Origin of the sequence: Citrobacter sp. A316 (genome assembly GCF_002042945.1) — a bacterium.
GTDB classification, from domain to species: Bacteria; Pseudomonadota; Gammaproteobacteria; order Enterobacterales; family Enterobacteriaceae; genus Citrobacter; species Citrobacter portucalensis.
Genome location: NZ_MVFZ01000013.1, coordinates 40,257 through 65,243 on the forward strand (window position 1 = coordinate 40,257; position 24,987 = coordinate 65,243).

Below are 24,987 nucleotides of genomic sequence, written 5' to 3' on the forward strand. Positions count from 1 at the left end.
AAAAGTAAAGGATTATTATGTTTAGAAAGAATGTTATTACCTCTGCTCTGATTTTAATGACCCCAATTTCTTTCTCTTTTGAGGCATATGCCTCTACGCTGAGCGTAGAGCAACGCCTTGAGTTGCTTGAACGTGAGTTGAAAGATACCCAAAATGAACTTAAAAAGTACAAAGAGGAAGAACGCAAAAAAAATATCGTATGGTCAAAAACTGATAAAAAACAAAATACCGATAAAGGGTATGCAGCTAACCCATTTCCTGCTCCTTCATCGACAAAACCTGAAGCTGTTCTGGTCAAAAATGAGCAAACAGGTGGTAATGGTACGGAATCTATTTACTCGGCAATGACCATAAAGGATTTCAGTAAATTTGTTAAAGATGAAATCGGCTTTAGCTACAACGGCTATTATCGCTCAGGTTGGGGTTCGGCCTCACATGGTTCGCCGAAGTCATGGGCTATAGGATCGCTGGGACGACTGGGGAACGAATATTCTGGTTGGTTTGATCTGCAGTTGAAACAGCGCGTGTTTAACGAAGGGAATAAGCGTGTTGATGCCATTGTTATGCTGGATGGCAACGTTGGACAGCAATATTCCACAGGTTGGTTTGGTGATAACGCGGGTAATGAGAACTATATGCAGTTCTCTGATCTCTACGTCAATACCAAGGGTTTTTTGCCTTTTGCGCCTGATGCGGATTTTTGGGTAGGTAAACACGGCGCACCGAAAATTGAGATCCAGATGCTCGACTGGAAAACTCAGCGTACAGATGCAGCCGCTGGGGTTGGTTTGGAAAACTGGCAAATGGGGCCGGGTAAAATCGATATTGCACTGGTGCGTGAGGATGTAGACGATTATGATCGCACGCTAACGAATAAACAGCAGATCAACACCAACACCATTGATATGCGCTATAAAGAAATTCCCGTATGGGATAAAGCATCATTAATGGTCAGTGGTCGTTATGTTGCTGCTAATCAAAGCTCATCAGAAAAATATAATCAGGATAATAATGATTATTATCAGTGGAAAGATACCTGGATGGTGGGCACATCGCTGACCCAGAAATTTGAAAACGGTGGCTTTAACGAGTTTTCTTTATTGTTAGCAAATAACTCTATTGCGAGTAGTTTCTCTCGCTATGCAGGCTCAAGTCCTTATACCACTTTTAATGGTAAATATTATGGCGATCATACCAACGGTACCGCCATACGCTTAGCCTCGCAGGGAGAAGCTTACATTGGCGATCATTTTATTGTTGCTAATGCGTTAGTCTATTCCTTTGGTAATGATGTTTATAGCTATGAAACCGGAGCGCATACTGATTTTGAGTCTATTCGTGCTGTTGTTCGGCCTGCTTATATTTGGGACAAATTTAATCAAACGGGTGTTGAATTAGGTTATTTTACGCAGCAAAACAAAGACGTTGTGGGTAATAAATACTACGAGTCTGGATATAAAACAACGCTGTTCCATACCTTCAAAGTTAACACCAGTATGCTGACTTCCCGTCCGGAAATCCGTTTTTATGCCACTTACATTAAAGCGACAGATACCGATCTGGATAATTTTACTTTTGAAGATGAGAAAAACGATCAGTTTGCAGTTGGTGCACAGGCTGAAATCTGGTGGTAAATGGAAATTAAAAGGATTATTAGTATGAACCTAAAAATATCAGCTCTGTCGCTGGCGTTGGCTGGGGTATTTATTACGCAATGGAGCTTCGCGGCAGACCTTCCTGCTAACCCTGACTCTACTATACCCGTTAATCAATATGTGACCCAGGTAAACGCCGACAACAGTGTGACTTATCGCTTTTTTGCACCATCGGCAAAAAGTGTTTCTGTCGTGGTTGGGATCCCAGGGCCGGAATCAATTCATCTTATGACGAGGGATGCCTCAGGCGTATGGAGCTGGCAGGGACCGGTACAACAACCTAATCTGTATGAATATTTTTTTAACGTAGATGGCGTCCGCAGTATTGATACCGGAACGGCAATGACCAAACCACAGCGTCAGGTTAATACTAGTATGCTCCTGGTTCCTGGCAGTATTCTTGATACCAAAGCTGTTCCACACGGCGATCTGATAACCCTGACCTACCATTCTCATGCCCTCAACGCTGAGCGTCAGATGTACGTCTGGACACCTCCTGGCTATAACGGACAGGGAGAGCCATTACCTGTTCTCTATTTCTATCATGGTTTTGGTGATACCGGACGTTCCGCGATTGATCAGGGACGTATTGCACAGATGATGGACAATCTACAGGCGGAAGGGCGCATTAAACCAATGTTGGTCGTGGTTCCTGATACTGAGACCGATGCGAAGGGTATTGTTCCTGAAGATTTTGTTCCACAGGACAGGCGTAAAGTGTTTTATCCCATGAATGCTAAAGCCGCCGATAACGAGTTGATGAACGATATTATTCCCTTGATCGATAAACGATTTAACGTTCGAAAAGATGCCGAAGGTCGTGCATTGGCTGGGTTATCTCAGGGCGGGTATCAGGCTTTGGTCTCCGGGATGAATCATCTGGATCGCTTTGCCTGGTTGGCAACGTTTAGTGGCGTCACGACCACTACGGTTCCTGATGCCGGTGTTCATGCCCGCTTGAACGAGCCTGAGGCTATCAATAAACAACTACGTAATTTCACCGTTGTGGTTGGTGATAAAGACGTTGTTACCGGAAAGGATATTGCAGGCCTGGTAACGGAACTTAAGAAGCAAAATATCAAATTCGATTATCGCGTTTATCCAGGCTTGAATCATGAGATGGATGTCTGGCGACCCGCGTATGCTGAATTTGTACAGAAGCTATTTAAATAAGATAAAGGAGCTATTTTATGCGGTTAATCGTAACGGAAGATTTTGAAGAAATGAGTCGGGTTGCGGCGCAACATCTGTTGGGGTACATGACGCAACCGCGCAGAGTTAATTTGGCTATTACCGCTGGTAGTACGCCAAAAAGAATGTATGAGTACCTGACAGAAGCTGTAAAGGGCAAAGCATATTATCAGCAAGCATATTTCTATAATTTTGATGAAATTCCATTTCGTGGTCGATCGGGTGATGGCGTAACCATCACCAACTTACGAAATCTTTTTTTTACGCCAGCAGGCATTAAAGAAGAGTTAATTCAGAAGTTGACCCTCGATAATTTCAAACAGCACGATCAAAAAATTGATCATGAAGGGGGGTTGGATCTCGTCCTGATGGGGCTGGGCGCTGATGGACACTTTTGTGGCAATTTACCCAATACAACCCATTTTCACGACACGACAGTAGAGTTCCCTATTAAAGGGGAGATGGTTGAAATTGTTGCTCATGGTGAGCTGGGCGGTGATTTTTCTCTTGTTCCGGACAGTTATGTGACGATGGGGCCGAAGAGTATTATGGCGGCGAAAAATCTGATCGTTATTGTCAGTGGAGAGGCCAAGGCACAAGCGTTGAAAAACATGCTGGAAGGACCGGTAACGGAAAATGTACCGGCCTCTGTGTTGCAACTACATCCGTCATTGATTGTGATTGCAGATAAAGCAGCAGTTTCAGCATTAACGCGTTAAAACACGCAGGATGGCGATGCTTGAGCGTCGCCATTTATTCACTACCGTGTAATATCCCAACCCCGCGCCTTCCACAATTCCGGCAATTGTGCCAGATCGGTAAACGTGGTGACTTTTGGATGATCAATCGGTTTGTTGTGCGGATCGGCGCAGAAGTAGAACACTTCCATCCCGGCTGCAATCCCCGCCTGCGCGCCTGCGCTGGAATCATCAACCAGAATGCAGTTCTCAACGTTAACGTCCATCGCTTTCGCCGCATGGAACATCAGGGCCGGATCGGGCTTCCAACGCTGAATATCGTAGCCGCTGAACAGTAAATCAGGGAAATGGTGCAACATGCCCAGCTTACCCAGCGAATGCTGCATTTTGCTGACCGGACCGTTAGATACCACACACATTGGTACGGCCATGCTGTCCAGTAGCGCATTGGCACCTGCAATCACCTCCAGTTCCGTATCGAACAGACGTGCGACCTCAGCGCGGTAAACCGGTTCTAAATCGGCTTTTGCCAGTTCGACACCGTGCTCTTCGTTGATAATGTCGATGATCTCGTACAGCTTTACCCCCTTGAAGCGTTTGAAAATTTCTTCAAGATCGAGCGTAATGCCAAACGCCTGGAACATGCTGACATACGCGCGAGAACAAATCACTTCACTGTCGACAAGGGTACCGTCACAGTCAAAAAATACGGCTTCTATCTGGGACATGTCATTTCCGTTTTAACAAGTTTAACGTTTTCGTAATGCATTATTGGGCGACGCAATCGTTGCCGTATAAGCAAAATCAATGAAAAAAGTTGCTCATAACCCAACCCTATTGTCGCATTTTGGTATAGGATAGCGACGAATTTTCCCTCCTTGTTCGGAAATTGATAATGAGTCAACAACACACAACCCAGGCTTCTGGTCAGGGGATGCTGGAACGCGTGTTCAAACTGCGCGAACATGGCACGACGGCACGGACCGAAGTGATCGCCGGTTTAACCACCTTCCTGACGATGGTGTATATCGTTTTTGTTAACCCGCAAATTCTTGGCGTGGCTGGCATGGATACCAGCGCCGTCTTTGTTACCACCTGCCTTATTGCTGCATTTGGTAGCATCCTGATGGGGCTATTTGCCAACCTGCCGGTCGCACTTGCGCCTGCTATGGGCCTGAACGCATTCTTCGCTTTCGTGGTCGTTGGCGCGATGGGCCTGTCATGGCAGATTGGTATGGGCGCTATCTTCTGGGGCGCGGTAGGCCTGCTGCTGCTGACGATTTTCCGCGTACGTTACTGGATGATTGCCAATATCCCGGTTAGCCTGCGCGTAGGCATCACCAGCGGTATTGGTCTGTTCATCGGCATGATGGGGCTGAAAAACGCTGGCGTTATCGTCGCTAACAAAGACACGCTGGTGTCGATCGGCAACCTGACGTCTCACAGCGTACTGCTTGGTATTCTGGGCTTCTTTATCATCGCGATTCTGGCGTCACGTAACATTCACGCGGCGGTGCTGATTTCTATCATTGTAACCACGCTGCTGGGCTGGATGCTGGGCGATGTCCATTACAACGGTATCGTTTCTGCGCCACCGAGCGTGATGTCCGTTATCGGACATGTCGATCTGGCCGGTTCGTTTAACATTGGCCTGGCTGGTGTGATTTTCTCGTTCATGCTGGTTAACCTGTTCGACTCCTCCGGTACGCTGATTGGCGTTACGGATAAAGCCGGTCTGGCGGATGCGAAGGGCAAGTTCCCGCGCATGAAGCAAGCGCTGTATGTGGATAGCGTGTCGTCAGTTACCGGGGCGTTTATCGGGACTTCTTCCGTTACTGCGTATATCGAATCTTCTTCCGGCGTTTCTGTCGGCGGACGTACCGGTCTGACCGCTGTGGTCGTTGGTCTGCTGTTCCTGCTGGTTATCTTCCTGTCTCCGCTGGCAGGAATGGTACCGGGTTATGCTGCCGCGGGTGCGTTGATTTACGTTGGTGTCCTGATGACATCAAGCCTGTCACGTGTGAAGTGGGATGACCTGACTGAAGCGGTTCCGGCGTTTATTACCGCCGTGATGATGCCATTTAGCTTCTCAATTACCGAAGGTATTGCGCTGGGCTTTATTTCTTACTGCGTGATGAAGATTGGTACCGGTCGTTTCCGCGATCTCAGCCCGTGCGTCATCATTGTCGCGCTGCTGTTTGTGCTGAAGATTGTGTTTATCGACGCGCACTAATCGCTGCTTATTTGCCCATATATAAATAAGCCCGGCATATCGCCGGGCTTTTTCTTTTACGCTTTCACGCGCTGAATGTAGTCACCAAATGCGGTCAATTGACCGGTCAGATGGTCCAGCGTGCTTTGGTCAATCACTTCACCCGTTTGCGGATCAACTTTGTTCTGAATGACGCCGCCCATAAATTCCGGCTTGTTCATTACCATGGCGTCGAGGAATACCAGGATCTGACGCAGATGGTACTGACAGCGCGCGCCACCAATAGCGCCCATGGAACTGGTCTGGATCAGTACCGGCTTACCGGATAATGGCTGATCTGGCAGGCGGGACAGCCAGTCGATGGCGTTCTTCAGTCCACCCGGAACAGAATAGTTATACTCTGGTGTGACGATGACGACACCGTCAGCCTTTCTGATTTGCTCAGCCAGCGCTTCTACGCTGGCCGGAAAACCTTCTTCCTGCTGGAGGTCGGCATCGTACAGAGGGATATCACCAATCGATGGCAACGCGTTCACTTCCATTCCCGCTGGAGCAATCTTGGGCAGCGTACGGGCAACCATTCCATTAAACGAACCTTTGCGCAGACTTCCCAGTAACGTAACAACATTCAATGTTTCAGACATGGTGACTCCTGTTTCATCATGAAGGTTAAATCAAAGCGTATGGCTCTTCGCTGCACATAATTGAGAGAACCGGATCAGACGACCCGTTGGCTCATTGGCGCGAGTCTGGATATCAGGCAAACTTTTCCAGTCCTGTTTACCATCAAACTCCCAAACTTTGAGTTTTTCAATGGTTGGCGTAACCGCAACCGACCACACCAGTACATCCTCCGCATCGCAAATGGCTTCAACCTGCGCCACATGGGCACATTTCAGGCGTCCTGCACCAGGTAAAAGCTGGAGTTCGCGCGGATCGTCATTGCACACATCGCCGGTGAGTTTGAGTACGCTCTGGCGCAACGTAATGAGCTGCGCGCGTGCTTCGTTGGGGTCGTTTTGATTGTTGATCCACAGATTTTCGTTGCTGGAGAAACGCCAGGTTTCCGCTGCATTCGGATTGTGAAACCCGTGGGTAGCCCGCTGAAGTTCCATATCCAGGCCGCACGTTCCTTCAGTTGTTAGCACAACGCCGACGATATTCCCGGCATAAGAAATCGAAAATCCCGGCAGGTTCTTATCGCGAAAAACGGGCTTACCTTTGGCCTGAGTAACAATTTCGGGCAGCGTGCCGGTGCCGTAAAGCATAAACATCAGTTCAGCGAGAAGACTTCGGGAAGCCAGGAAACGTGTCCGGCGATGAGCGGGTAGATCTCTTGCTTCGATATGACATGGAGAAGGGAGGCGAGCTGAAACCAGGTGTCCCTCCGTAAGAATCCCTCTGGCAAAATGTGTCGCCATTTGTCGCTCCGTGATTAATGGTCCGTGATTATTACCAGAGTAACATTTACACGGCTTCCGGGCAGGCTTTGCTGCCCAAAAAGTAAGCGGAAATGGGATACATTACGCGATATTTACATTTCTGTTGCCAGAATGGTCGATTTAGCAACACTAAAATGACGGATCGTCAGGAGATATCGCGATAAAGTGCCTTGATCGTGTCTTTTAGCCAGACGATCTTAGGATTGTGGCTGTTGCGTTTATGCCAAAGAAGGGTGAACGGGACGCGCATTTTTTCCAGTTGCGCTGTATCAAATGGCATCGGTCGCGCCACGAGCGGGAGCTGGTGGAGTTGGTTATAACGCTGACAATAGACAGGTGCGGTGGCTATCAGCGCGTGATCCGGTTGCGCGGCCATAAACAGCGATTGCTCAAAACCAGGCAGACATAACGCGATATTGCGTGCGCGCCCCATTTCTTGCAGGACTTCATCCAGCGCCCATGTATCGCTTTGCTCCCAGCTAATACTGATGTGCGGATAGCGCAGAAAGGTGTCCAGATTCCACTCTTCCTGCAGTGCGGGATGATCTTCACGTAGCCAGACGCAGGGCAGATCGGAAAACAGCACTTCATGGTCGATCGACAATGGTAACAAACTCAGTAGTTCGCGCGAACGCGGATGACTTTCGCGCCCGGTAAACCCGATATCCACTTCACCGCGAATAATGGCATCCAGCGAATCATAGTCCCAGTTGCGTATTTTGATCGTCGCCTGGGGATAGCGCTGGTAAATCTGCCGGGAGAGCGCGTTGAACATGATCATCACTAACGGCGTTTCGGCCACCAGATCAAACTTCAGGCCGCGCGGAGACTCATGGTGCGGCTTATCGAGCAGCTGATTGCCCATCTGCATCCATTCAGCAAGGCTCTGCTCCATGCTGACCATAAGCGGCGTCGGCGATAGCCCCAGCGGGGTGTTCACAAACAAGGGATCGTCAAACCAGACCCGCAGCTTCGACAGCGACTTACTGACCGCCGACGGCGTGACGTTCATCCGTTTGGCGGTTTTGGTGACGCTGCGCTCCTGCATCAACAGCTGCAGGCAGAGCAATAAATTAAGATCGAGACTGCTGAGGGATTTCTTCATGAGTTGGCGCGGACCGGTTAGGTGCAACAGTGATAATCAGCATGATACTGACTATGCTACAGCCAATCAGAATCCCGATCAGCATATTCAGCGCATCAAGGCCGAGCACTGCCGCCAGCCATATCCACAACGAGGAACCGCAAACCTGCGCAATACCTAATGCAGAGCTGGCGACGCCCGCGCGCAGCGAGAACGGCCCCAGCGCCTGGCTCATCGCAACACCGAAGCCGACCGAGAACCCAGCGCAGATTAGTGTTAACCCGAAAATCGTTACTGCGTGTGAAGTGGCAAGGGTTAACACCACGCCTGCACACAGAAATAGCACCTGTGAGGTCAGCATCAGAACGCGAGGCTTAAACACGCTCAGCGCAAATGGCGTAGAGAAAGAGACCGCCATACTGATGCCTGCGGTCATGGCCATCGTGGTGGCGTACTCACCACGGTCGAAGCCCATCACTTCCATCAGCAGTACCGGAGACGTATTCACGAAGGTCAGGATCACCGACACGCTGAGGGTGGTAATGGCCAGACGGCTTAAGAAAAAGCGGTTTACCAGTGATTCGGTTGTGTGGTTCTTTTCCGTCGTCGCTATAAGCGTTGCTGGGCGCGATTCTCGCAGGATAAACACAGACAGCAGGCAAACAGCCACACCCATACCCATCATCGTGTAGAACAGGCTCTGCCATGGGTATTTGAGCATGATCAGATGCCCCATCACCGGAGCCAGCACCGGCACGATACAGGTAATACCGTTCAACAACGACAGTACTTTCGCCCGACGGCGATCGTCGAGTGTGTCGCGCAGGATGGCGAAAGCTACCACGTAGCAGCAGCCCGCACCTACGCCCTGAATAAAGCGACCTATGAGAAACGGCGTTCCGCTTTCGGCAAACGAACACAGTGCAGAGGCGAAAATAAAGATGAGGGAGCCGACAATGGCGACAGGTTTGCGACCTGACTGGTCGGCAATTTTTCCGGCGAACAGCATCGCCGTCGCCATTCCCGCCAGATAAACCGAAAACGCGATATGCAGTTGCGCCTCGCTGGCCTGTAAATCGGCAGCAATACGGGGCAGCCCTACCAGATACATATCAATACCGGCAGGATAAAGAAGAACCAGGGCGAAACTGCAGATTAGAAAGCGTGTCATAGCGACCTCATGAGAAATGTGGCGCTAAGCATACGGTCAGAGAGTCAACTGCACGAGTTGCCATTTGGACAACAGTGATTTCCACATGGGAAATTGTTGTTGCCGGATGACGGTGTAAACGCCTTATCCGGCCTGCGGGGCCTGTAGGCCCGGTAAGCATGACGCCACCGGGCAACACAACGTTACTTCCCAATACAGAAGCTGGAGAAAATCCGTCCCAGCAGATCGTCGGAGGTAAACTCTCCGGTGATTTCACTGAGGTTCTGCTGCGCCAGACGTAGCTCCTCTGCCAGCAATTCTCCGGCCCATGCTCCGAGCAGTTGGGCTTTTCCTTGCTCGAGATGCTCCGCCGCTTCTGCCAGCGCCTGCAGGTGACGACGACGCGCCAGGAAACCTCCTTCCATATTGGTTTCAAAGCCCATGCTCTGTTTGAGATGGTTACGCAGTACGTCAACGCCTTCACCGGTTCGTGCTGAGAGACGAACCAGTGAGTGGCCATTTACTTCGCTAAGGCCCAGCGTCTCACCGGTAATATCCGCTTTGTTACGCACCACGGTGATCGGCAGTTTGGCTGGCAGACGGGCAATGAAGTCTGGCCAGATGTCAGCCGGGTCCACGGCGTCGGTGGTGGTGCCATCAACCATAAACAGTACGCGGTCGGCCTGTTCAATTTCCTGCCAGGCTCGTTCGATACCGATGCGTTCAACTTCATCGCTGGCATCACGTAGACCGGCGGTGTCGATGATGTGCAGCGGCATGCCGTCGATATGAATATGCTCACGCAGTACGTCGCGGGTCGTCCCGGCAATGTCGGTGACAATGGCCGCCTCACGGCCAGCCAGCGCGTTCAGCAGGCTTGATTTCCCGGCGTTTGGACGCCCGGCAATCACCACCTTCATCCCTTCGCGCAGCAGGCTGCCCTGACGCGCTTCCGCACGCACGGCATCAAGATCGCTGATAACGCTGTTGAGTTGCGCCTCAATCTTGCCGTCAGACAGGAAGTCGATTTCTTCATCCGGGAAGTCGATCGCCGCTTCGACATAGATGCGCAGGTGAGTGAGCGCTTCCACAAGATGATTTACCCGTGCGGAAAATGCGCCCTGCAACGAGTTCAGCGCCGAGCGAGCGGCTTGCTCTGAGCTGGCATCGATCAGGTCGGCAATCGCCTCTGCCTGGGCTAAATCGAGCTTATCATTGAGAAACGCGCGCTCGGAGAATTCACCTGGTCTGGCAATGCGCAGCCCAGGAATGGTCAGAATACGTTTGAGCAGCAGGTCAAGAATCACCGGACCGCCGTGGCCCTGAAGTTCTAAAACGTCTTCGCCGGTAAAGGAGTTTGGGCCGGGGAACCACAGGGCAATCCCCTGATCCAGCGCGCTGCCATCCGCGTCCTTAAACGGCAGATAATCGGCATAACGTGGTTTGGGCAGTTTCCCCAGTACAGTTTCTGCGACCTCACGCGCTTTCAGGCCGGAGATACGCAGGATACCCACGCCACCACGTCCCGGTGGGGTGGCCTGAGCGACGATGGTGTCGTTATGGCTCATGGTTTGTCTCTTCTTAATGCAATAAAAAAGGCGGTCTAATGACCGCCCTTTACTTTATATTCCGTCTGCCGGATGGCGGCTTCGCCTAATCCGGCCTACACCGAATCAGGAGTTTTTCTTCTCGCGGCTATGCAGGCCACGTTTCTCCAGACCACGGTAAATCAGCTGCTGCTGAATAATGGTTACCAGGTTGCTGACGATATAGTACAGCACCAGACCTGACGGGAACCACAGGAAGAACACGGTGAAGATGACCGGCATAAAGGTCATGATCTTCTGCTGCATCGGGTCGGTTACAGTGGTCGGAGACATCTTCTGAATGAAGAACATCGTCACGCCCATCAGAATCGGCAGGATGTAGTACGGGTCCTGTGCAGACAGGTCATGGATCCACAGAGCGAACGGCGCATGACGCAGTTCAATGGAGCCCATCAGCATGTAGTACAACGCCAGGAAGATTGGCATCTGGATGATCAGCGGGAAGCAGCCGCCCAGCGGGTTAACCTTCTCAGCTTTGTACAGGGCCATCATTTCCTGGCTCTGACGCTGTTTGTCATCGCCCAGACGCTCACGCATAGCCTGAATCTTCGGCTGCAGCATACGCATCTTCGCCATGGAGGTGTACTGCGCTTTGGTCAGCGGGTACATGATGCCACGAACGATAAAGGTGATAACGATGATGGAGAAGCCCCAGTTACCCAGGAAGCTATGGATCCACTTCAGCAGTTTAAACAGCGGCTGAGAAATGAACCACAACCAGCCGTAATCCACGGTCAGATCCAGGTGCGGTGCAACGGCCGCCATTTTATCCTGAATTTCCGGGCCGACCCACAGGGTGCTGGTCATCGCGCCAGTCTGGCCAGGCTGTACCAGTACCGGCTGTGATTTATAGCCGATAGCGGCAATGCCGTTACCCAGGTTAGCGGTATAGAAGTTATTGGTGCCGTCGTTACGCGGAACCCATGCCGTTGCGAAATACTGTTGCAGCATTGCGACCCAGCCGTCTTTAGCATTGACGTTCAGGTTTTCGTTTTCAGCAATGGTGTCGAATTTGTATTTCTCATACTTCTCATCCGGCGTGGAGTACGCCGCGCCACGGAAGGTGTGCAGCGCAAAGTTGCTGCTACCGGTGTCACGATGAGATGGCAGATTGATGGATTGCTTCAGCTGACCAAAGGTGGAGATTTCCAGCGGTTTTTCGCCGGCGTTCTGCACGCTGTAGTTAACGTTGACAGCATATTCACCACGCTTAAGAACAAACGTTTTAGTGAATGTGTTACCCGCTGCGTCAGTATAGGTCATCGGGATCTGCAGTTCGTTCTGACCGTCAGCCAGTACAAACGCGTCTTTATCGACGTTGTACAGCGGACGTGGGCCGTTAGCCGGGTTATCCGGGCCGTCACGACCTGTCAGGCCACTCTGTGCCTGGTAGATGAACTGTGGCGTGGTTTCCAGTAACTGGAACGGTTCGGTAGAACCGAGTTCTTTCGGGTAAGCTGGCAGTGAAGCCTGTTCCACATCACCACCACGGGTGTTGATGGTCAGATCAAGCACGTCAGTTTTAACCGTAATCAGTTTCCCCTGGCCACTGGCCGGTACGCCCTGGTCTGCGGCGCTACCCGCTGCGGTGGTCGTTGTCTGCGTGGTCTGTTGGGCCTGAGGTTGCGGGTTTTTATCCTGCTCCCAGGCTTGCCAGATCATGAAAGACACGAACAGCAAAGCGATGACTAAAAGATTGCGTTGCGAATCCATCGTTAGTGTTCTCTGGTATCAAATGGTCCGGGCGGGACGGGATCGTCACCACCAGGGTGTAAAGGGTGGCATTTTAATACGCGTTTCACCGTCAACCAACTGCCTTTTATCACTCCAAACCTGCGCAATGCCTCAATTCCGTAGCTCGAACAGGTTGGAGTGAAACGGCAATGCGGCCCAAGCAGCGGACTGATCAGGCGTTGATAGACCCGAATGAGGGCTATCAGGACCCGCGAGCCAGGCGACAATGGCGACGCCATAATTTTTCCAACGCTTCCGAGAGAGCACGGTTATCGAGGTCAGCAACCCCTTTTTTCGCCACCACCACGAAATCCATTGCTGGAAGCTCGTGCTGACGTAAACGGAAGCTTTCACGCGTCAGACGTTTAATCCGATTGCGTTCATGCGCACGTTTAACATTTTTCTTGGCGACTGTAAGACCGATACGGGGATGCCCCAGCGAATTCAGGCGGCCGAGGATGGTGATTTGCGGCGTGCCAGCCCGTTGTGGCTGCTGGAAGACGAATGTGAAATGAGTGGGAGTTAACAAACGTAACTCCCTGGGAAATGCGAGCTTAACCACTCAGGGGCTAGCTTTTATTACTTAGAAACGGTCAGACGAGAACGGCCTTTAGCACGACGACGTGCCAGAACCTGACGACCATTTTTATTAGCCATACGAGCACGGAAGCCGTGAGAACGGTTGCGCTTCAGTACAGACGGTTGAAAAGTGCGTTTCATGGCGATTTCTACCTAAACTTGAATAAATTCACTGACTTTTGCGTATACCCGAACGAATTTCGAACGACTTACGCCACAGTGTGGGTGATTAAAGAGGCCGGATTGTAATAATTGTACACTCCGGAGTCAATTCTCTTTCCTTATTTCCCGCTTTTTTCCGCATGGTTTCGCGTAAAAAACAGGCAGCGTTGACGCCGTAAGGCGACCGTTACTCGCTGGGGGTAAGAATTATACGGGCTGGTGGATAAAGCGCAAGGATCGCTCGGGATCTTTATTAGATCGTTTAAGCAGTAAAGCATCTTTACTCATTAATTTTTTCAATATGCGCGCTAAAACCTGCAGCACTTCTCCAGGATCGTTTACACTTAGCCGATTCTGGATCATCCTGTGGATAAATCGGGAAGAATCTGTGAGAAACAGAAGATCTCTTTCTCAGTTTACGCTATGATCCGCGGTCCTGATCGTTTCAATGGATCCTGATCGGGTAAAAATTGCAGATAGCAATTCGCACGTCACCCTTTGCATAGGGTCTTGTCGATGTGCGTCAACAATCATGAATGTTTCAGCCTTTGTCATTTATCGACTTTTGTTCGAGTGGAGTCCGCCGTGTCACTTTCGCTTTGGCAGCAGTGTCTTGCCCGATTGCAGGATGAGTTACCAGCCACAGAGTTCAGTATGTGGATACGCCCGTTGCAGGCGGAACTGAGCGATAACACGCTGGCTTTGTATGCGCCAAACCGTTTCGTGCTCGATTGGGTAAGGGATAAATACCTTAATAATATTAATGGATTACTCAATAATTTCTGTGGAGCGGATGCCCCACAGCTGCGCTTTGAAGTCGGTACTAAACCCGTCACGCAAACGCTGAAAACGCCGGTCAACAACGTTGTTGCGCCCGCCCACGTGGCTCAGCAAGTGCAACCACAACGCGCAGCTCCGGCGGCGCGTCCAGGCTGGGATAACGTCCCGGCTCCGGCAGAACCTACCTATCGTTCTAACGTCAACGTCAAACACACGTTTGATAACTTCGTTGAAGGTAAATCTAACCAGCTGGCGCGCGCGGCGGCACGTCAGGTGGCGGACAATCCTGGCGGCGCCTACAATCCGTTATTCCTTTATGGCGGTACGGGTCTGGGTAAAACCCACCTGTTGCACGCTGTCGGTAACGGCATTATGGCGCGTAAGCCAAACGCCAAAGTGGTGTATATGCACTCCGAGCGTTTTGTGCAGGACATGGTCAAAGCCCTGCAAAACAACGCGATCGAAGAGTTTAAACGCTACTACCGTTCCGTTGACGCGCTGCTGATTGACGATATTCAATTCTTCGCGAATAAAGAACGATCGCAGGAAGAGTTTTTCCACACCTTTAATGCCCTGTTGGAAGGCAATCAACAGATCATCCTTACCTCGGATCGCTATCCGAAGGAGATCAACGGCGTTGAAGATCGTCTGAAATCCCGTTTCGGCTGGGGACTGACTGTCGCGATCGAACCGCCTGAACTGGAAACGCGCGTTGCGATCCTGATGAAAAAAGCCGACGAAAACGACATTCGTCTGCCGGGTGAAGTCGCGTTCTTTATTGCCAAGCGTCTACGCTCTAACGTACGTGAGCTGGAAGGTGCACTGAACCGCGTGATCGCCAACGCCAATTTTACCGGCCGGGCGATTACTATCGATTTCGTGCGCGAAGCGCTGCGCGATCTGCTGGCTTTGCAGGAAAAGCTGGTCACCATCGACAATATTCAGAAGACGGTGGCGGAGTATTACAAAATCAAAATTGCGGATCTGCTTTCTAAGCGTCGATCTCGCTCGGTAGCTCGTCCGCGCCAGATGGCGATGGCGCTGGCAAAAGAGCTCACTAACCATAGTCTGCCGGAAATTGGCGACGCGTTTGGTGGGCGTGACCATACTACCGTGCTTCATGCCTGCCGCAAGATTGAGCAGTTGCGTGAAGAAAGCCATGATATTAAAGAAGATTTCTCCAATTTAATCAGAACATTATCTTCGTGACGCTATGAAATTTACCGTTGAACGTGAACATTTATTAAAACCGCTTCAGCAGGTCAGCGGCCCGCTGGGTGGACGTCCTACACTGCCTATTCTCGGAAACCTGCTGCTGCAGGTTGCTGACGGCACGCTTTCGCTGACCGGTACCGATCTCGAGATGGAGATGGTGGCGCGCGTGGCGCTAATCCAGCCTCATGAACCTGGTGCGACCACCGTTCCGGCGCGTAAATTCTTCGATATTTGCCGTGGATTACCGGAAGGCGCGGAAATTGCCGTTCAACTGGAAGGCGACCGTATGCTGGTGCGTTCTGGCCGCAGCCGTTTCTCGCTGTCTACGCTGCCTGCCGCCGACTTCCCGAATCTGGACGACTGGCAGAGCGAAGTCGAATTCACCCTGCCGCAGGCGACGATGAAGCGCCTGATTGAAGCCACGCAGTTTTCGATGGCGCATCAGGACGTACGTTACTACTTAAACGGCATGCTGTTTGAAACCGAAGGGGAAGAGCTGCGTACCGTGGCGACCGACGGTCACCGCCTGGCGGTCTGTTCAATGCCGGTTGGTCAGCCGTTGCCTAGCCATTCGGTGATCGTACCGCGTAAAGGCGTGATTGAACTGATGCGTATGCTCGACGGCGGCGATAACCCGCTGCGCGTGCAGATTGGCAGCAACAACATTCGTGCGCACGTTGGTGACTTCATCTTTACCTCTAAGCTGGTTGATGGCCGTTTCCCGGATTATCGCCGCGTATTGCCGAAGAATCCGGACAAACATCTGGAAGCCGGTTGCGATATCCTCAAACAGGCGTTTGCTCGTGCGGCGATCCTCTCTAACGAGAAATTCCGCGGCGTGCGTCTGTATGTCAGCGAAAATCAGCTCAAAATCACTGCCAACAACCCGGAGCAGGAAGAAGCGGAAGAAATTCTGGATGTTTCCTATCCTGGTACAGAACTGGAAATCGGCTTTAACGTGAGCTACGTACTGGATGTTCTGAATGCGCTGAAGTGCGAAAACGTGCGTATTCTGCTGACCGATTCCGTATCGAGCGTACAGATTGAAGATGCAGCCAGCCAAAGCGCGGCCTATGTTGTCATGCCTATGCGCTTGTAAAAAATATCGGGCTATCTTACTTGTTATTCTGGCTCCGGGCAGTGCTCGCAATCCTCACGTACTTCAGTACGCTCCGGTTGCTGTGCGCTGGCCGTAACCAGACTAACTGCGACGATAACGCCCTGGTTATGAGTTGATATGTCGCTATCCCGACTGCTAATCAAAGATTTCCGCAATATTGAAAATGCGGATCTCGCTTTATCCCCCGGCTTTAACTTCCTGGTTGGCGCGAACGGCAGCGGCAAAACCAGCGTACTGGAAGCTATCTATACGCTCGGCCACGGTCGGGCGTTTCGTAGTTTGCAGATTGGCCGCGTGATTCGCCACGAGCAGGAGTCGTTTGTTTTACACGGGCGTTTGCAGGGTGAAGAACGTGAGACGTCGATTGGCCTGACGAAAGACAAGCTGGGCGACAGCAAAGTGCGCATTGACGGCACTGACGGGCACAAGGTCGCAGAACTGGCGCACCTGATGCCGATGCAGCTGATCACGCCTGAGGGGTTTACTTTACTCAATGGCGGCCCCAAATACAGAAGAGCATTCCTTGACTGGGGATGCTTTCACAATGAAGCCGGATTTTTCACCGCCTGGAGCAACCTGAAGCGACTGCTCAAGCAGCGCAATGCAGCACTGCGCCAGGTGAGTCGTTATGAGCAACTGCGCCCGTGGGATAAAGAACTGATCCCACTGGCGGAACAAATCAGCACCTGGCGCGCGGAGTACAGCGCTGGCATCGCGCAGGATATGGCGGATACCTGCCAGCAGTTTCTTCCTGAGTTTTCTCTCTCCTTCTCATTCCAGCGCGGCTGGGAGAAAGAGACGGATTATGCCGAAGTGCTGGAACGCAGTTTTGAACGCGATCGCATGTTGACCTACACTGCGCACGGCCCGCATAAGGCGGATTTCCGCATTCGCGCCGACGGTGCGCCGGTGGAAGATACGTTGTCGCGTGGGCAGCTAAAGCTGCTGATGTGCGCCTTACGTCTGGCGCAAGGGGAGTTCCTGACCCGTGAAAGCGGGCGGCGCTGCCTGTACCTGATAGATGATTTTGCCTCTGAACTGGATGACGCGCGTCGCGGACTGCTGGCCAGCCGCTTAAAAGCCACGCAATCTCAGGTCTTTGTCAGCGCAATCAGCGCTGAACACGTTATAGACATGTCCGATGAAAATTCGAAGATGTTTACCGTGGAAAAGGGTAAAATAACGGATTAACCCAAGATAAAATGAGCGAGAAACGTTGATGTCGAATTCTTATGACTCCTCCAGTATCAAAGTCCTGAAAGGACTGGATGCGGTGCGTAAGCGCCCGGGTATGTATATCGGCGACACGGATGACGGCACCGGTCTGCACCACATGGTATTCGAGGTGGTAGATAACGCTATCGACGAAGCGCTCGCGGGTCACTGTAAAGATATCGTGGTAACGATTCACGCTGACAACTCCGTGTCCGTTACTGATGATGGCCGTGGTATCCCAACCGGTATTCATCCGGAAGAGGGCGTTTCGGCAGCGGAAGTTATTATGACCGTTTTGCACGCAGGCGGTAAATTCGATGATAACTCCTATAAAGTTTCCGGCGGTCTGCACGGCGTGGGTGTTTCCGTCGTTAACGCCCTGTCACAGAAACTGGAACTGGTGATTCGTCGTGAAGGCAAAGTGCATCAGCAAACTTACGTGCACGGTGTGCCGCAGGCGCCGCTGGCGGTAACTGGCGAAACTGAATTGACGGGGACTCAGGTCCGTTTCTGGCCAAGCCACGAAACCTTTACCAATGTCGTTGAGTTCGAATACGACATTCTGGCTAAGCGTCTGCGCGAGCTGTCATTCCTGAACTCCGGCGTCTCTATTCGTCTGCGCGACAAGCGCGACGGCAAAGAAGACCATTTCCACTACGAAGGCGGCATCAAGGCGTTTGTTGAATACCTCAACAAAAACAAAACGCCGATCCACCCGAATATCTTCTACTTCTCCACCGAAAAAGACGGTATCGGCGTTGAAGTTGCGCTGCAGTGGAACGATGGTTTCCAGGAAAACATCTACTGCTTCACCAACAACATTCCGCAGCGTGACGGCGGTACTCACCTTGCAGGCTTCCGGGCGGCGATGACCCGTACCCTGAACGCCTACATGGACAAAGAAGGCTACAGCAAAAAAGCGAAAGTCAGCGCCACCGGTGACGATGCCCGTGAAGGCCTGATTGCCGTTGTTTCCGTGAAAGTACCGGATCCGAAGTTCTCCTCACAGACCAAAGACAAGCTGGTCTCCTCTGAGGTGAAATCGGCGGTAGAACAGCAGATGAACGAACTGCTGAGCGAATACCTGCTGGAAAACCCGTCTGACGCGAAAATCGTCGTCGGTAAAATTATCGATGCTGCGCGCGCCCGTGAAGCTGCGCGTCGCGCGCGTGAAATGACCCGTCGTAAAGGCGCGCTGGACTTAGCGGGCCTGCCGGGCAAACTGGCAGACTGTCAGGAACGTGACCCGGCCCACTCTGAACTCTACCTGGTGGAAGGGGACTCCGCGGGCGGCTCTGCGAAGCAGGGACGTAACCGTAAGAACCAGGCGATTCTGCCGCTGAAGGGTAAAATCCTCAACGTTGAGAAAGCGCGCTTCGACAAGATGCTCTCCTCTCAGGAAGTCGCGACGCTGATCACCGCGCTTGGCTGCGGCATCGGTCGTGACGAGTACAACCCGGATAAACTGCGTTATCACAGCATCATCATCATGACCGATGCGGACGTCGACGGCTCGCACATCCGTACGCTGCTGTTGACCTTCTTCTATCGTCAGATGCCGGAAATCGTTGAGCGCGGCCACGTATACATTGCACAGCCACCGCTGTACAAAGTGAAAAAAGGCAAGCAGGAACAGTACATTAAAGATGACGAAGCGATGGATCAGTACCAGATCTCTATCGCTCTGGATGGCGCATCGCTGCACACCAACGCCAGCGCACCAGCCCTTTCAGGTGAATCGTTAGAGAAACTGGTTTCTGAATACAACGCGACGCAGAAAATGATTGGCCGTATGGAACGTCGTTTCCCGAAAGCGCTGCTGAAAGAACTGGTTTATCAACCGACGCTAGATGAAGCCGATCTCGCTGATGAGGCGAAAGTCACTGCCTGGGTTTCTCAGCTGGTTAACGTGCTGAATGAAAACGAAATGCACGGCAGCACCTGGAACAGCTTTGTGCGTAAAGACGCTGAACTGAACCTGTTCGAGCCGGTGATTCGCGTCCGTACCCACGGTGTGGATACCGATTATCCGCTGGAGCATGAATTTGTGACCGGTGGCGAATACCGTCGTATTTGTACGCTTGGCGAGAAGCTGCGCGGACTGATCGAAGACGATGCGTTTATCGAACGTGGCGAGCGTCGCCAGCCGGTTGCCAGCTTCGAGCAGGCGCTGGAATGGCTGCAGAAAGAGTCTCGTCGTGGCCTCGCTATCCAGCGTTATAAAGGTCTGGGCGAGATGAACCCGGAACAGCTGTGGGAAACCACCATGGATCCGGAAAGCCGTCGTATGCTGCGCGTTACCGTGAAGGATGCTATTGCTGCCGACCAGCTGTTCACTACGCTGATGGGCGATGCCGTTGAACCGCGTCGCGCATTTATCGAAGAGAACGCCCTGAAAGCGGCGAACATCGATATTTAAGCCAATCTGTAGGCCGGATAAGGCGGTTTACGCCGCCATCCGGCTGTGCCTGATGACGCGTTGCTTATCAGGCCTACAAACGACAACTAATCTACAAAAAGGGGAATCTCGATTCCCCTTTCTATCCCCCTTTTCGTAGCTGTTTTTTGAGCGGAATCGCGTTAGCATGAGGACGGACTCATTTAATCCGGGGAACTCATGGCTATCAAACTTATTGCTATCGACATGGATGGCACACTTCTGCTGCCCGATCACACCATTTCACCTGCGGTCAAAACGGCGATTGCCGCGGCGCGCGCGCGTGGCGTGAATGTGGTGCTGACCACGGGACGCCCGTATGCCGGCGTTCACAGCTATCTGAAAGAACTACATATGGAACAACCCGGTGACTACTGCATTACCTACAACGGTGCGCTGGTGCAGAAAGCAGGGGATGGCAGTACCGTGGCGCAAACCGCGCTGAGCTATGATGATTATCGTTACCTGGAGCAGCTTTCACGGGAAGTAGGCTCACATTTCCACGCTCTCGATCGCAATACGTTGTATACCGCGAACCGTGATATCAGCTACTACACGGTGCACGAATCGTTTGTCGCGACCATCCCGCTGGTGTTCTGTGAAGCCGAGAAAATGGATCCTGCAACCCAGTTCCTGAAAGTTATGATGATTGATGAGCCGGAGATCCTTGATAAAGCTATCTCGCGTATACCTGCGGAAGTAAAAGAGAAGTACACCGTGCTGAAAAGTGCGCCGTATTTCCTCGAAATCCTCGATAAACGCGTCAATAAAGGGACAGGTGTAAAATCGCTGGCCGATGCGTTAGGTATTAAAGCCGAAGAGGTGATGGCGATAGGCGATCAGGAAAACGACATCGCGATGATTGAATACGCAGGCGTGGGCGTTGCCATGGACAACGCTATTCCATCAGTCAAAGAAATCGCCAACTTCGTGACGAAATCCAACCTTGAAGATGGCGTCGCGTATGCCATTGAGAAATTTGCGCTGAATTAAGTCCGCTCCGTCAGGTTACAACCCGCGCCGATCGCGGGTTTTTTTATGCCTCTTTTTACCTTCCAAAAAACATTCCTTTTACCGTTTGTCGTTTTTGTGATCTAAATTGTAGTACAATGCTAGTTGGTTGTACTACATTGTGCGCATGGCAACGATGTGTAATATCACAGTCGTACTACAAAATTGAGGTGAATTTCAGCGATGACGGTAAAGTAGAGCAATACATTCAGGGCACAAGGACTCTTCATGACTCTCAATAAAACCGATCGCATTGTTATCACGCTGGGCAAGCAGATTGTTAGCGGCAAATACGTACCGGGTTCAGCACTGCCGGCAGAAGCGGATTTATGCGAGGAATTTGAAACCTCGCGCAACATCATTCGTGAAGTGTTCCGTTCGCTTATGGCAAAGAGACTCATTGAAATGAAACGCTACCGCGGAGCGTTTGTTGCACCGCGAAACCAGTGGAATTATCTCGATACAGATGTACTGCAATGGGTACTGGAAAACGACTACGACCCGCGTCTGATTAGCGCGATGAGTGAGGTTCGTAATCTGGTGGAACCGGCGATTGCACGCTGGGCAGCGGAGCGGGCGAACTCGAGCGATCTGGCTGAAATCGAGTCGGCGCTTAATGACATGATCGCCAATAACCAGGACAGGGATGCTTTTAATGAAGCTGACATCCGCTATCACGAAGCGGTTTTACAGTCAGTACATAACCCTGTTTTACAACAACTTAGCATAGCGATTAGTTCGCTACAACGCGCGGTTTTTGAACGAACCTGGATGGGGGATGAGGCTAACATGCCGAAGACGCTCCAGGAACATAAGGCGCTATTCGATGCGATACGGCACCAGGATAGCAATGCGGCAGAGCAGGCGGCTTTAACTATGATCGCCAGCTCAACACGAAGGCTCAAGGACATCACATGACAGCTCGCTACATCGCAATTGACTGGGGATCGACCAATTTGCGCGCCTGGCTTTACCAGGGCGACAAATGCCTGGAGAGCAGGCAATCAGAAGCAGGTGTTACGCGCCTGAACGGTAAATCTCCTGCAGCGGTGTTAGCTGAAGTTACGCAAAACTGGCGCAACAGCGCCACCCCTGTGGTGATGGCGGGAATGGTCGGCAGTAACGTGGGCTGGAAAGTGGCTCCTTATCTGACCGTTCCCGCCCATTTCTCTGCCATTGGCGAGCAGTTAACCTCTGTTGGCGACAATATCTGGATTATTCCCGGACTTTGCGTCTCTCGTGAGGATAACCATAATGTGATACGCGGCGAAGAGACCCAACTATTGGGCGCCCGGACACTTTCACCATCTCCCGTCTATGTCATGCCGGGTACTCACTGCAAATGGGTACTGGCGGATGCACAGCAAATTCATGATTTCCGTACCGTGATGACAGGTGAATTACATCATTTATTGCTACGCCATTCACTGTTGGGGGCGGGCTTACCGGAGCAGGAAGCCTCTGCCGGAGCATTCTCCGCTGGACTGATGCACGGTCTCGCCACGCCAGCCATTCTGCCGCAACTCTTTGAAGTTCGAGCCTCGCATGTCCTGGGAACCCTCCCACGCGAGCAGGTTAGCGAATTTCTCTCCGGCCTGCTGATTGGTGCAGAAGTCGCCAGCATGAGCGAACAATTTGCTGCCGGGCTGGCTATTACTCTCGTCGCAGGTTCAGCCCTGACCTCACGTTATCAGCAGGCATTTCACGCCATTGGACGCGAGGTATCAACCGTATCCGGCGACACGGCATTTCAGGCAGGCATAAGGAGTATCGCTCATGCAGTGGCAAACTAATCTTCCGTTAATTGCAATATTACGTGGTGTTACGCCCGATGAAGCGCTGGCGCACGTCGGTGCGGTCATTAACGCGGGTTTCGATGCGGTAGAGATCCCGCTTAATTCCCCACAGTGGGAAAAGAGCATTCCGGAAATTGTGGATGCGTATGGCGACAAGGCTCTAATTGGCGCTGGAACAGTGCTCAAACCAGAGCAAGTGGACCAGCTTGCGCAAATGGGCTGTAAGCTTATCGTCACGCCCAATATTCAGCCTGAGGTGATCCGCCGAGCGGTGAGCTATGGCATGACCGTTTGTCCTGGCTGCGCGACCGCCAGTGAAGCCTTTACCGCGCTGGATGCTGGCGCGCAGGCGCTAAAAATATTCCCTTCATCCGCTTTTGGCCCTGACTATATCAAAGCACTGAAAGCGGTACTTCCACCGGATGTTCCTGTGTTTGCCGTTGGCGGTGTGACGCCGGAAAATCTGACTCAATGGATCAATGCAGGTTGTGCAGGAGCTGGACTGGGCAGCGATCTCTATCGTGCTGGGCAGTCTATTGAACGTACTGCGCAGCAGGCTGCGGCATTTGTAAAAGCGTATCGAGAGGCAATGAAATGAAAATTACTAAAATCACTACGTACCGTTTACCCCCGCGCTGGATGTTTTTAAAGATTGAAACAGATGAGGGGATTGTTGGCTGGGGTGAACCGGTTATTGAAGGGCGAGCACGCACTGTGGAAGCGGCGGTTCACGAGCTTGGTGATTACCTGATTGGCCAGGATCCCGCGCGTATTAACGATCTCTGGCAGGTGATGTACCGGGCTGGTTTTTATCGTGGTGGTCCGATCATGATGAGTGCAATCGCCGGTATCGACCAGGCGTTGTGGGACATTAAAGGCAAAGTGCTGAACGCACCGGTATGGCAACTGATGGGGGGGCTGGTTCGCGATAAAATTAAAGCCTACAGCTGGGTTGGCGGCGATCGTCCGGCAGAAGTGATCGACGGTATCAAGAAGCTGCGCAGCATTGGCTTTGATACCTTCAAACTGAACGGCTGTGAAGAAATGGGCGTCATTGATAATTCTCGCGCAGTGGATGCTGCGGTAAATACTGTGGCGCAAATTCGCGAAGCCTTTGGCAATGAAATTGAGTTTGGCCTTGATTTCCATGGTCGTGTTAGTGCCCCGATGGCGAAAGTATTAATTAAAGAGCTGGAACAATACCGCCCTCTGTTTATTGAAGAGCCGGTACTAGCTGAACAGGCGGAATATTATCCGAGGCTGGCTGCACAAACGCATATTCCGATTGCTGCCGGTGAACGTATGTTCTCGCGTTTTGAGTTTAAACGCGTGCTGGAAGCAGGTGGCCTGGCTATTTTGCAGCCGGACCTGTCTCATGCGGGCGGTATAACTGAATGCTACAAAATAGCTGGGATGGCGGAAGCCTATGATGTGGCATTGGCACCTCACTGCCCGCTGGGGCCAATTGCGTTGGCTGCTTGCCTGCATATCGACTTCGTTTCTCGCAACGCGGTATTCCAGGAGCAAAGCATGGGCATTCACTACAATAAGGGCGCTGAGTTGCTCGACTTTGTGAAAAACAAAGAAGATTTCAATATGGAAGGTGGATTCTTTAAACCGCTAATGAAACCGGGTCTGGGCGTAGAAATTGATGAAGCCCGGGTGATCGAACTCAGCAAAAATGCACCAGACTGGCGTAATCCGTTATGGCGGCATGAGGATGGTTCTGTCGCTGAATGGTAAATGCGCGTCATACTTTGCACTGGTGATGCGTTGGCTGCGTTTTTTACCCCGATCACGCACTTATATATGCTCCCGGGAATGTGAAAATTTGCCGCCTTTCCCCAGCACAAATTATTTAGCGCATTACGGTTAAGTTATTAATAAAAAAATTTCAAC

Annotated in this window: 23 protein-coding genes; 13 read left to right on the forward strand and 10 right to left on the reverse strand. The window is 51.7% G+C overall.

What is annotated here, in order from left to right; translation table 11 throughout:
- Nucleotides 1-17: 17 nt before the first annotated feature.
- Genes BZK41_RS16300 through BZK41_RS16310 form a run of 3 tightly spaced genes read left to right on the forward strand, consistent with a single transcriptional unit; the run spans nucleotide 18 to nucleotide 3,565 of the window.
- Nucleotides 18-1,634 carry a carbohydrate porin gene (locus BZK41_RS16300; protein WP_079938820.1) on the forward strand — a complete coding sequence of 539 codons (1,617 nt, stop codon included), beginning with the start codon at nucleotides 18-20 and terminating at the stop codon, nucleotides 1,632-1,634.
- Between the two features lie 24 nt (nucleotides 1,635-1,658).
- A complete protein-coding gene (locus BZK41_RS16305; protein ID WP_079938921.1) occupies nucleotides 1,659-2,828 on the forward strand; it encodes an esterase family protein in 1,170 nt (389 codons plus the stop codon).
- Between the two features lie 17 nt (nucleotides 2,829-2,845).
- The gene (locus tag BZK41_RS16310; RefSeq protein WP_079938821.1) at nucleotides 2,846-3,565 is read left to right on the forward strand and encodes a glucosamine-6-phosphate deaminase; all 720 of its coding nucleotides are present in this window, start codon (nucleotides 2,846-2,848) and stop codon (nucleotides 3,563-3,565) included.
- 41 nt (nucleotides 3,566-3,606) lie between these two features.
- Here BZK41_RS16310 and yieH read toward each other — a convergent pair whose 3' ends face one another.
- Nucleotides 3,607-4,272: a 6-phosphogluconate phosphatase gene (gene yieH / locus BZK41_RS16315; RefSeq protein ID WP_079938823.1), complete on the reverse strand. Its 666-nt coding sequence runs from the start codon at nucleotides 4,270-4,272 to the stop codon at nucleotides 3,607-3,609.
- Nucleotides 4,273-4,439: 167 nt separating this feature from the next.
- Between yieH and adeP the strand changes: the two genes are divergently transcribed.
- On the forward strand, nucleotides 4,440-5,777 hold the full coding sequence (gene adeP, locus BZK41_RS16320) for an adenine permease AdeP (RefSeq protein WP_003827042.1): 1,338 nt from the start codon (nucleotides 4,440-4,442) through the stop codon (nucleotides 5,775-5,777).
- 56 nt (nucleotides 5,778-5,833) lie between these two features.
- Here the strand turns inward: adeP and BZK41_RS16325 are convergent, their stop codons facing one another.
- From BZK41_RS16325 to rpmH, 9 genes are all read right to left on the reverse strand, one after another.
- On the reverse strand, nucleotides 5,834-6,400 hold the full coding sequence (locus BZK41_RS16325) for an NADPH-dependent FMN reductase (RefSeq protein WP_003827046.1): 567 nt from the start codon (nucleotides 6,398-6,400) through the stop codon (nucleotides 5,834-5,836).
- 30 nt (nucleotides 6,401-6,430) lie between these two features.
- On the reverse strand, nucleotides 6,431-7,177 hold the full coding sequence (locus tag BZK41_RS16330) for a 4'-phosphopantetheinyl transferase superfamily protein (protein ID WP_079938824.1): 747 nt from the start codon (nucleotides 7,175-7,177) through the stop codon (nucleotides 6,431-6,433).
- Nucleotides 7,178-7,343: 166 nt separating this feature from the next.
- Complete coding sequence (gene yidZ, locus BZK41_RS16335) at nucleotides 7,344-8,303, reverse strand: HTH-type transcriptional regulator YidZ (protein ID WP_079938826.1); 960 nt, start codon at nucleotides 8,301-8,303, stop codon at nucleotides 7,344-7,346.
- Nucleotides 8,272-9,453 (reverse strand): MFS transporter, encoded by a 1,182-nt coding sequence (locus BZK41_RS16340; RefSeq protein ID WP_079938828.1) that lies wholly within the window; start codon nucleotides 9,451-9,453, stop codon nucleotides 8,272-8,274. Before BZK41_RS16340 ends, yidZ begins: the two co-directional genes overlap by 32 nt.
- 182 nt (nucleotides 9,454-9,635) lie before the next feature.
- Nucleotides 9,636-11,000, reverse strand: coding sequence for a tRNA uridine-5-carboxymethylaminomethyl(34) synthesis GTPase MnmE (mnmE, locus tag BZK41_RS16345; RefSeq protein WP_032945460.1), 1,365 nt, complete (start codon nucleotides 10,998-11,000; stop codon nucleotides 9,636-9,638).
- A 105-nt stretch (nucleotides 11,001-11,105) separates the two neighbouring features.
- Nucleotides 11,106-12,752 carry a membrane protein insertase YidC gene (yidC, locus tag BZK41_RS16350; protein ID WP_003827058.1) on the reverse strand — a complete coding sequence of 549 codons (1,647 nt, stop codon included), beginning with the start codon at nucleotides 12,750-12,752 and terminating at the stop codon, nucleotides 11,106-11,108.
- 2 nt (nucleotides 12,753-12,754) lie between these two features.
- Nucleotides 12,755-13,012 (reverse strand): membrane protein insertion efficiency factor YidD, encoded by a 258-nt coding sequence (gene yidD, locus BZK41_RS16355; protein ID WP_003023846.1) that lies wholly within the window; start codon nucleotides 13,010-13,012, stop codon nucleotides 12,755-12,757.
- On the reverse strand, nucleotides 12,976-13,335 hold the full coding sequence (rnpA, locus tag BZK41_RS16360) for a ribonuclease P protein component (RefSeq protein WP_003844432.1): 360 nt from the start codon (nucleotides 13,333-13,335) through the stop codon (nucleotides 12,976-12,978). The genes yidD and rnpA overlap by 37 nt, the downstream gene beginning before the upstream one ends.
- 17 nt (nucleotides 13,336-13,352) lie before the next feature.
- Nucleotides 13,353-13,493 (reverse strand): 50S ribosomal protein L34, encoded by a 141-nt coding sequence (gene rpmH / locus BZK41_RS16365; RefSeq protein ID WP_003023858.1) that lies wholly within the window; start codon nucleotides 13,491-13,493, stop codon nucleotides 13,353-13,355.
- A gap of 606 nt (nucleotides 13,494-14,099) precedes the next feature.
- On the opposite strand from rpmH, the gene dnaA reads away from it, so the two are divergent.
- From dnaA to dgoD, 9 genes are all read left to right on the forward strand, one after another.
- Nucleotides 14,100-15,503: a chromosomal replication initiator protein DnaA gene (gene dnaA, locus BZK41_RS16375; protein ID WP_003827078.1), complete on the forward strand. Its 1,404-nt coding sequence runs from the start codon at nucleotides 14,100-14,102 to the stop codon at nucleotides 15,501-15,503.
- Between the two features lie 4 nt (nucleotides 15,504-15,507).
- Nucleotides 15,508-16,608 carry a DNA polymerase III subunit beta gene (dnaN, locus tag BZK41_RS16380; RefSeq protein ID WP_003023863.1) on the forward strand — a complete coding sequence of 367 codons (1,101 nt, stop codon included), beginning with the start codon at nucleotides 15,508-15,510 and terminating at the stop codon, nucleotides 16,606-16,608.
- A 138-nt stretch (nucleotides 16,609-16,746) separates the two neighbouring features.
- Nucleotides 16,747-17,820 carry a DNA replication/repair protein RecF gene (gene recF, locus BZK41_RS16385; protein WP_003844434.1) on the forward strand — a complete coding sequence of 358 codons (1,074 nt, stop codon included), beginning with the start codon at nucleotides 16,747-16,749 and terminating at the stop codon, nucleotides 17,818-17,820.
- A gap of 28 nt (nucleotides 17,821-17,848) precedes the next feature.
- Nucleotides 17,849-20,263 carry a DNA topoisomerase (ATP-hydrolyzing) subunit B gene (gyrB, locus tag BZK41_RS16390; protein WP_079938829.1) on the forward strand — a complete coding sequence of 805 codons (2,415 nt, stop codon included), beginning with the start codon at nucleotides 17,849-17,851 and terminating at the stop codon, nucleotides 20,261-20,263.
- 198 nt (nucleotides 20,264-20,461) lie between these two features.
- A complete protein-coding gene (gene yidA, locus BZK41_RS16395) occupies nucleotides 20,462-21,274 on the forward strand; it encodes a sugar-phosphatase (RefSeq protein WP_003023871.1) in 813 nt (270 codons plus the stop codon).
- A gap of 246 nt (nucleotides 21,275-21,520) precedes the next feature.
- Nucleotides 21,521-22,210 carry a D-galactonate utilization transcriptional regulator DgoR gene (gene dgoR, locus BZK41_RS16400; protein WP_079938830.1) on the forward strand — a complete coding sequence of 230 codons (690 nt, stop codon included), beginning with the start codon at nucleotides 21,521-21,523 and terminating at the stop codon, nucleotides 22,208-22,210.
- The gene (locus BZK41_RS16405) at nucleotides 22,207-23,085 is read left to right on the forward strand and encodes a 2-dehydro-3-deoxygalactonokinase (RefSeq protein WP_079938832.1); all 879 of its coding nucleotides are present in this window, start codon (nucleotides 22,207-22,209) and stop codon (nucleotides 23,083-23,085) included. Before dgoR ends, BZK41_RS16405 begins: the two co-directional genes overlap by 4 nt.
- Nucleotides 23,069-23,686: a 2-dehydro-3-deoxy-6-phosphogalactonate aldolase gene (locus BZK41_RS16410; protein ID WP_079938833.1), complete on the forward strand. Its 618-nt coding sequence runs from the start codon at nucleotides 23,069-23,071 to the stop codon at nucleotides 23,684-23,686. Before BZK41_RS16405 ends, BZK41_RS16410 begins: the two co-directional genes overlap by 17 nt.
- On the forward strand, nucleotides 23,683-24,831 hold the full coding sequence (gene dgoD, locus BZK41_RS16415; protein WP_079938834.1) for a galactonate dehydratase: 1,149 nt from the start codon (nucleotides 23,683-23,685) through the stop codon (nucleotides 24,829-24,831). The genes BZK41_RS16410 and dgoD overlap by 4 nt, the downstream gene beginning before the upstream one ends.
- The last annotated feature ends 156 nt before the right edge of the window (nucleotides 24,832-24,987 follow it).

Bases quoted from the DNA above. Each gene is read 5' to 3' on its own strand.
- rpmH (WP_003023858.1), bottom strand. From the start codon at position 13,493: ATGAAACGCACTTTTCAACCGTCTGTACTGAAGCGCAACCGTTCTCAC.
- BZK41_RS16305 (WP_079938921.1), top strand. From the start codon at position 1,659: ATGAACCTAAAAATATCAGCTCTGTCGCTGGCGTTGGCTGGGGTATTT.
- yidD (WP_003023846.1), bottom strand. From the start codon at position 13,012: ATGGCGTCGCCATTGTCGCCTGGCTCGCGGGTCCTGATAGCCCTCATT.
- BZK41_RS16300 (WP_079938820.1), top strand. From the start codon at position 18: ATGTTTAGAAAGAATGTTATTACCTCTGCTCTGATTTTAATGACCCCA.
- BZK41_RS16325 (WP_003827046.1), bottom strand. From the start codon at position 6,400: ATGTCTGAAACATTGAATGTTGTTACGTTACTGGGAAGTCTGCGCAAA.
- adeP (WP_003827042.1), top strand. From the start codon at position 4,440: ATGAGTCAACAACACACAACCCAGGCTTCTGGTCAGGGGATGCTGGAA.
- yidZ (WP_079938826.1), bottom strand. From the start codon at position 8,303: ATGAAGAAATCCCTCAGCAGTCTCGATCTTAATTTATTGCTCTGCCTG.
- dgoR (WP_079938830.1), top strand. From the start codon at position 21,521: ATGACTCTCAATAAAACCGATCGCATTGTTATCACGCTGGGCAAGCAG.
- BZK41_RS16340 (WP_079938828.1), bottom strand. From the start codon at position 9,453: ATGACACGCTTTCTAATCTGCAGTTTCGCCCTGGTTCTTCTTTATCCT.
- dgoD (WP_079938834.1), top strand. From the start codon at position 23,683: ATGAAAATTACTAAAATCACTACGTACCGTTTACCCCCGCGCTGGATG.
- BZK41_RS16410 (WP_079938833.1), top strand. From the start codon at position 23,069: ATGCAGTGGCAAACTAATCTTCCGTTAATTGCAATATTACGTGGTGTT.
- BZK41_RS16310 (WP_079938821.1), top strand. From the start codon at position 2,846: ATGCGGTTAATCGTAACGGAAGATTTTGAAGAAATGAGTCGGGTTGCG.
- BZK41_RS16405 (WP_079938832.1), top strand. From the start codon at position 22,207: ATGACAGCTCGCTACATCGCAATTGACTGGGGATCGACCAATTTGCGC.
- BZK41_RS16330 (WP_079938824.1), bottom strand. From the start codon at position 7,177: ATGGCGACACATTTTGCCAGAGGGATTCTTACGGAGGGACACCTGGTT.
- yidA (WP_003023871.1), top strand. From the start codon at position 20,462: ATGGCTATCAAACTTATTGCTATCGACATGGATGGCACACTTCTGCTG.
- gyrB (WP_079938829.1), top strand. From the start codon at position 17,849: ATGTCGAATTCTTATGACTCCTCCAGTATCAAAGTCCTGAAAGGACTG.
- yidC (WP_003827058.1), bottom strand. From the start codon at position 12,752: ATGGATTCGCAACGCAATCTTTTAGTCATCGCTTTGCTGTTCGTGTCT.
- recF (WP_003844434.1), top strand. From the start codon at position 16,747: ATGTCGCTATCCCGACTGCTAATCAAAGATTTCCGCAATATTGAAAAT.
- dnaN (WP_003023863.1), top strand. From the start codon at position 15,508: ATGAAATTTACCGTTGAACGTGAACATTTATTAAAACCGCTTCAGCAG.
- yieH (WP_079938823.1), bottom strand. From the start codon at position 4,272: ATGTCCCAGATAGAAGCCGTATTTTTTGACTGTGACGGTACCCTTGTC.
- mnmE (WP_032945460.1), bottom strand. From the start codon at position 11,000: ATGAGCCATAACGACACCATCGTCGCTCAGGCCACCCCACCGGGACGT.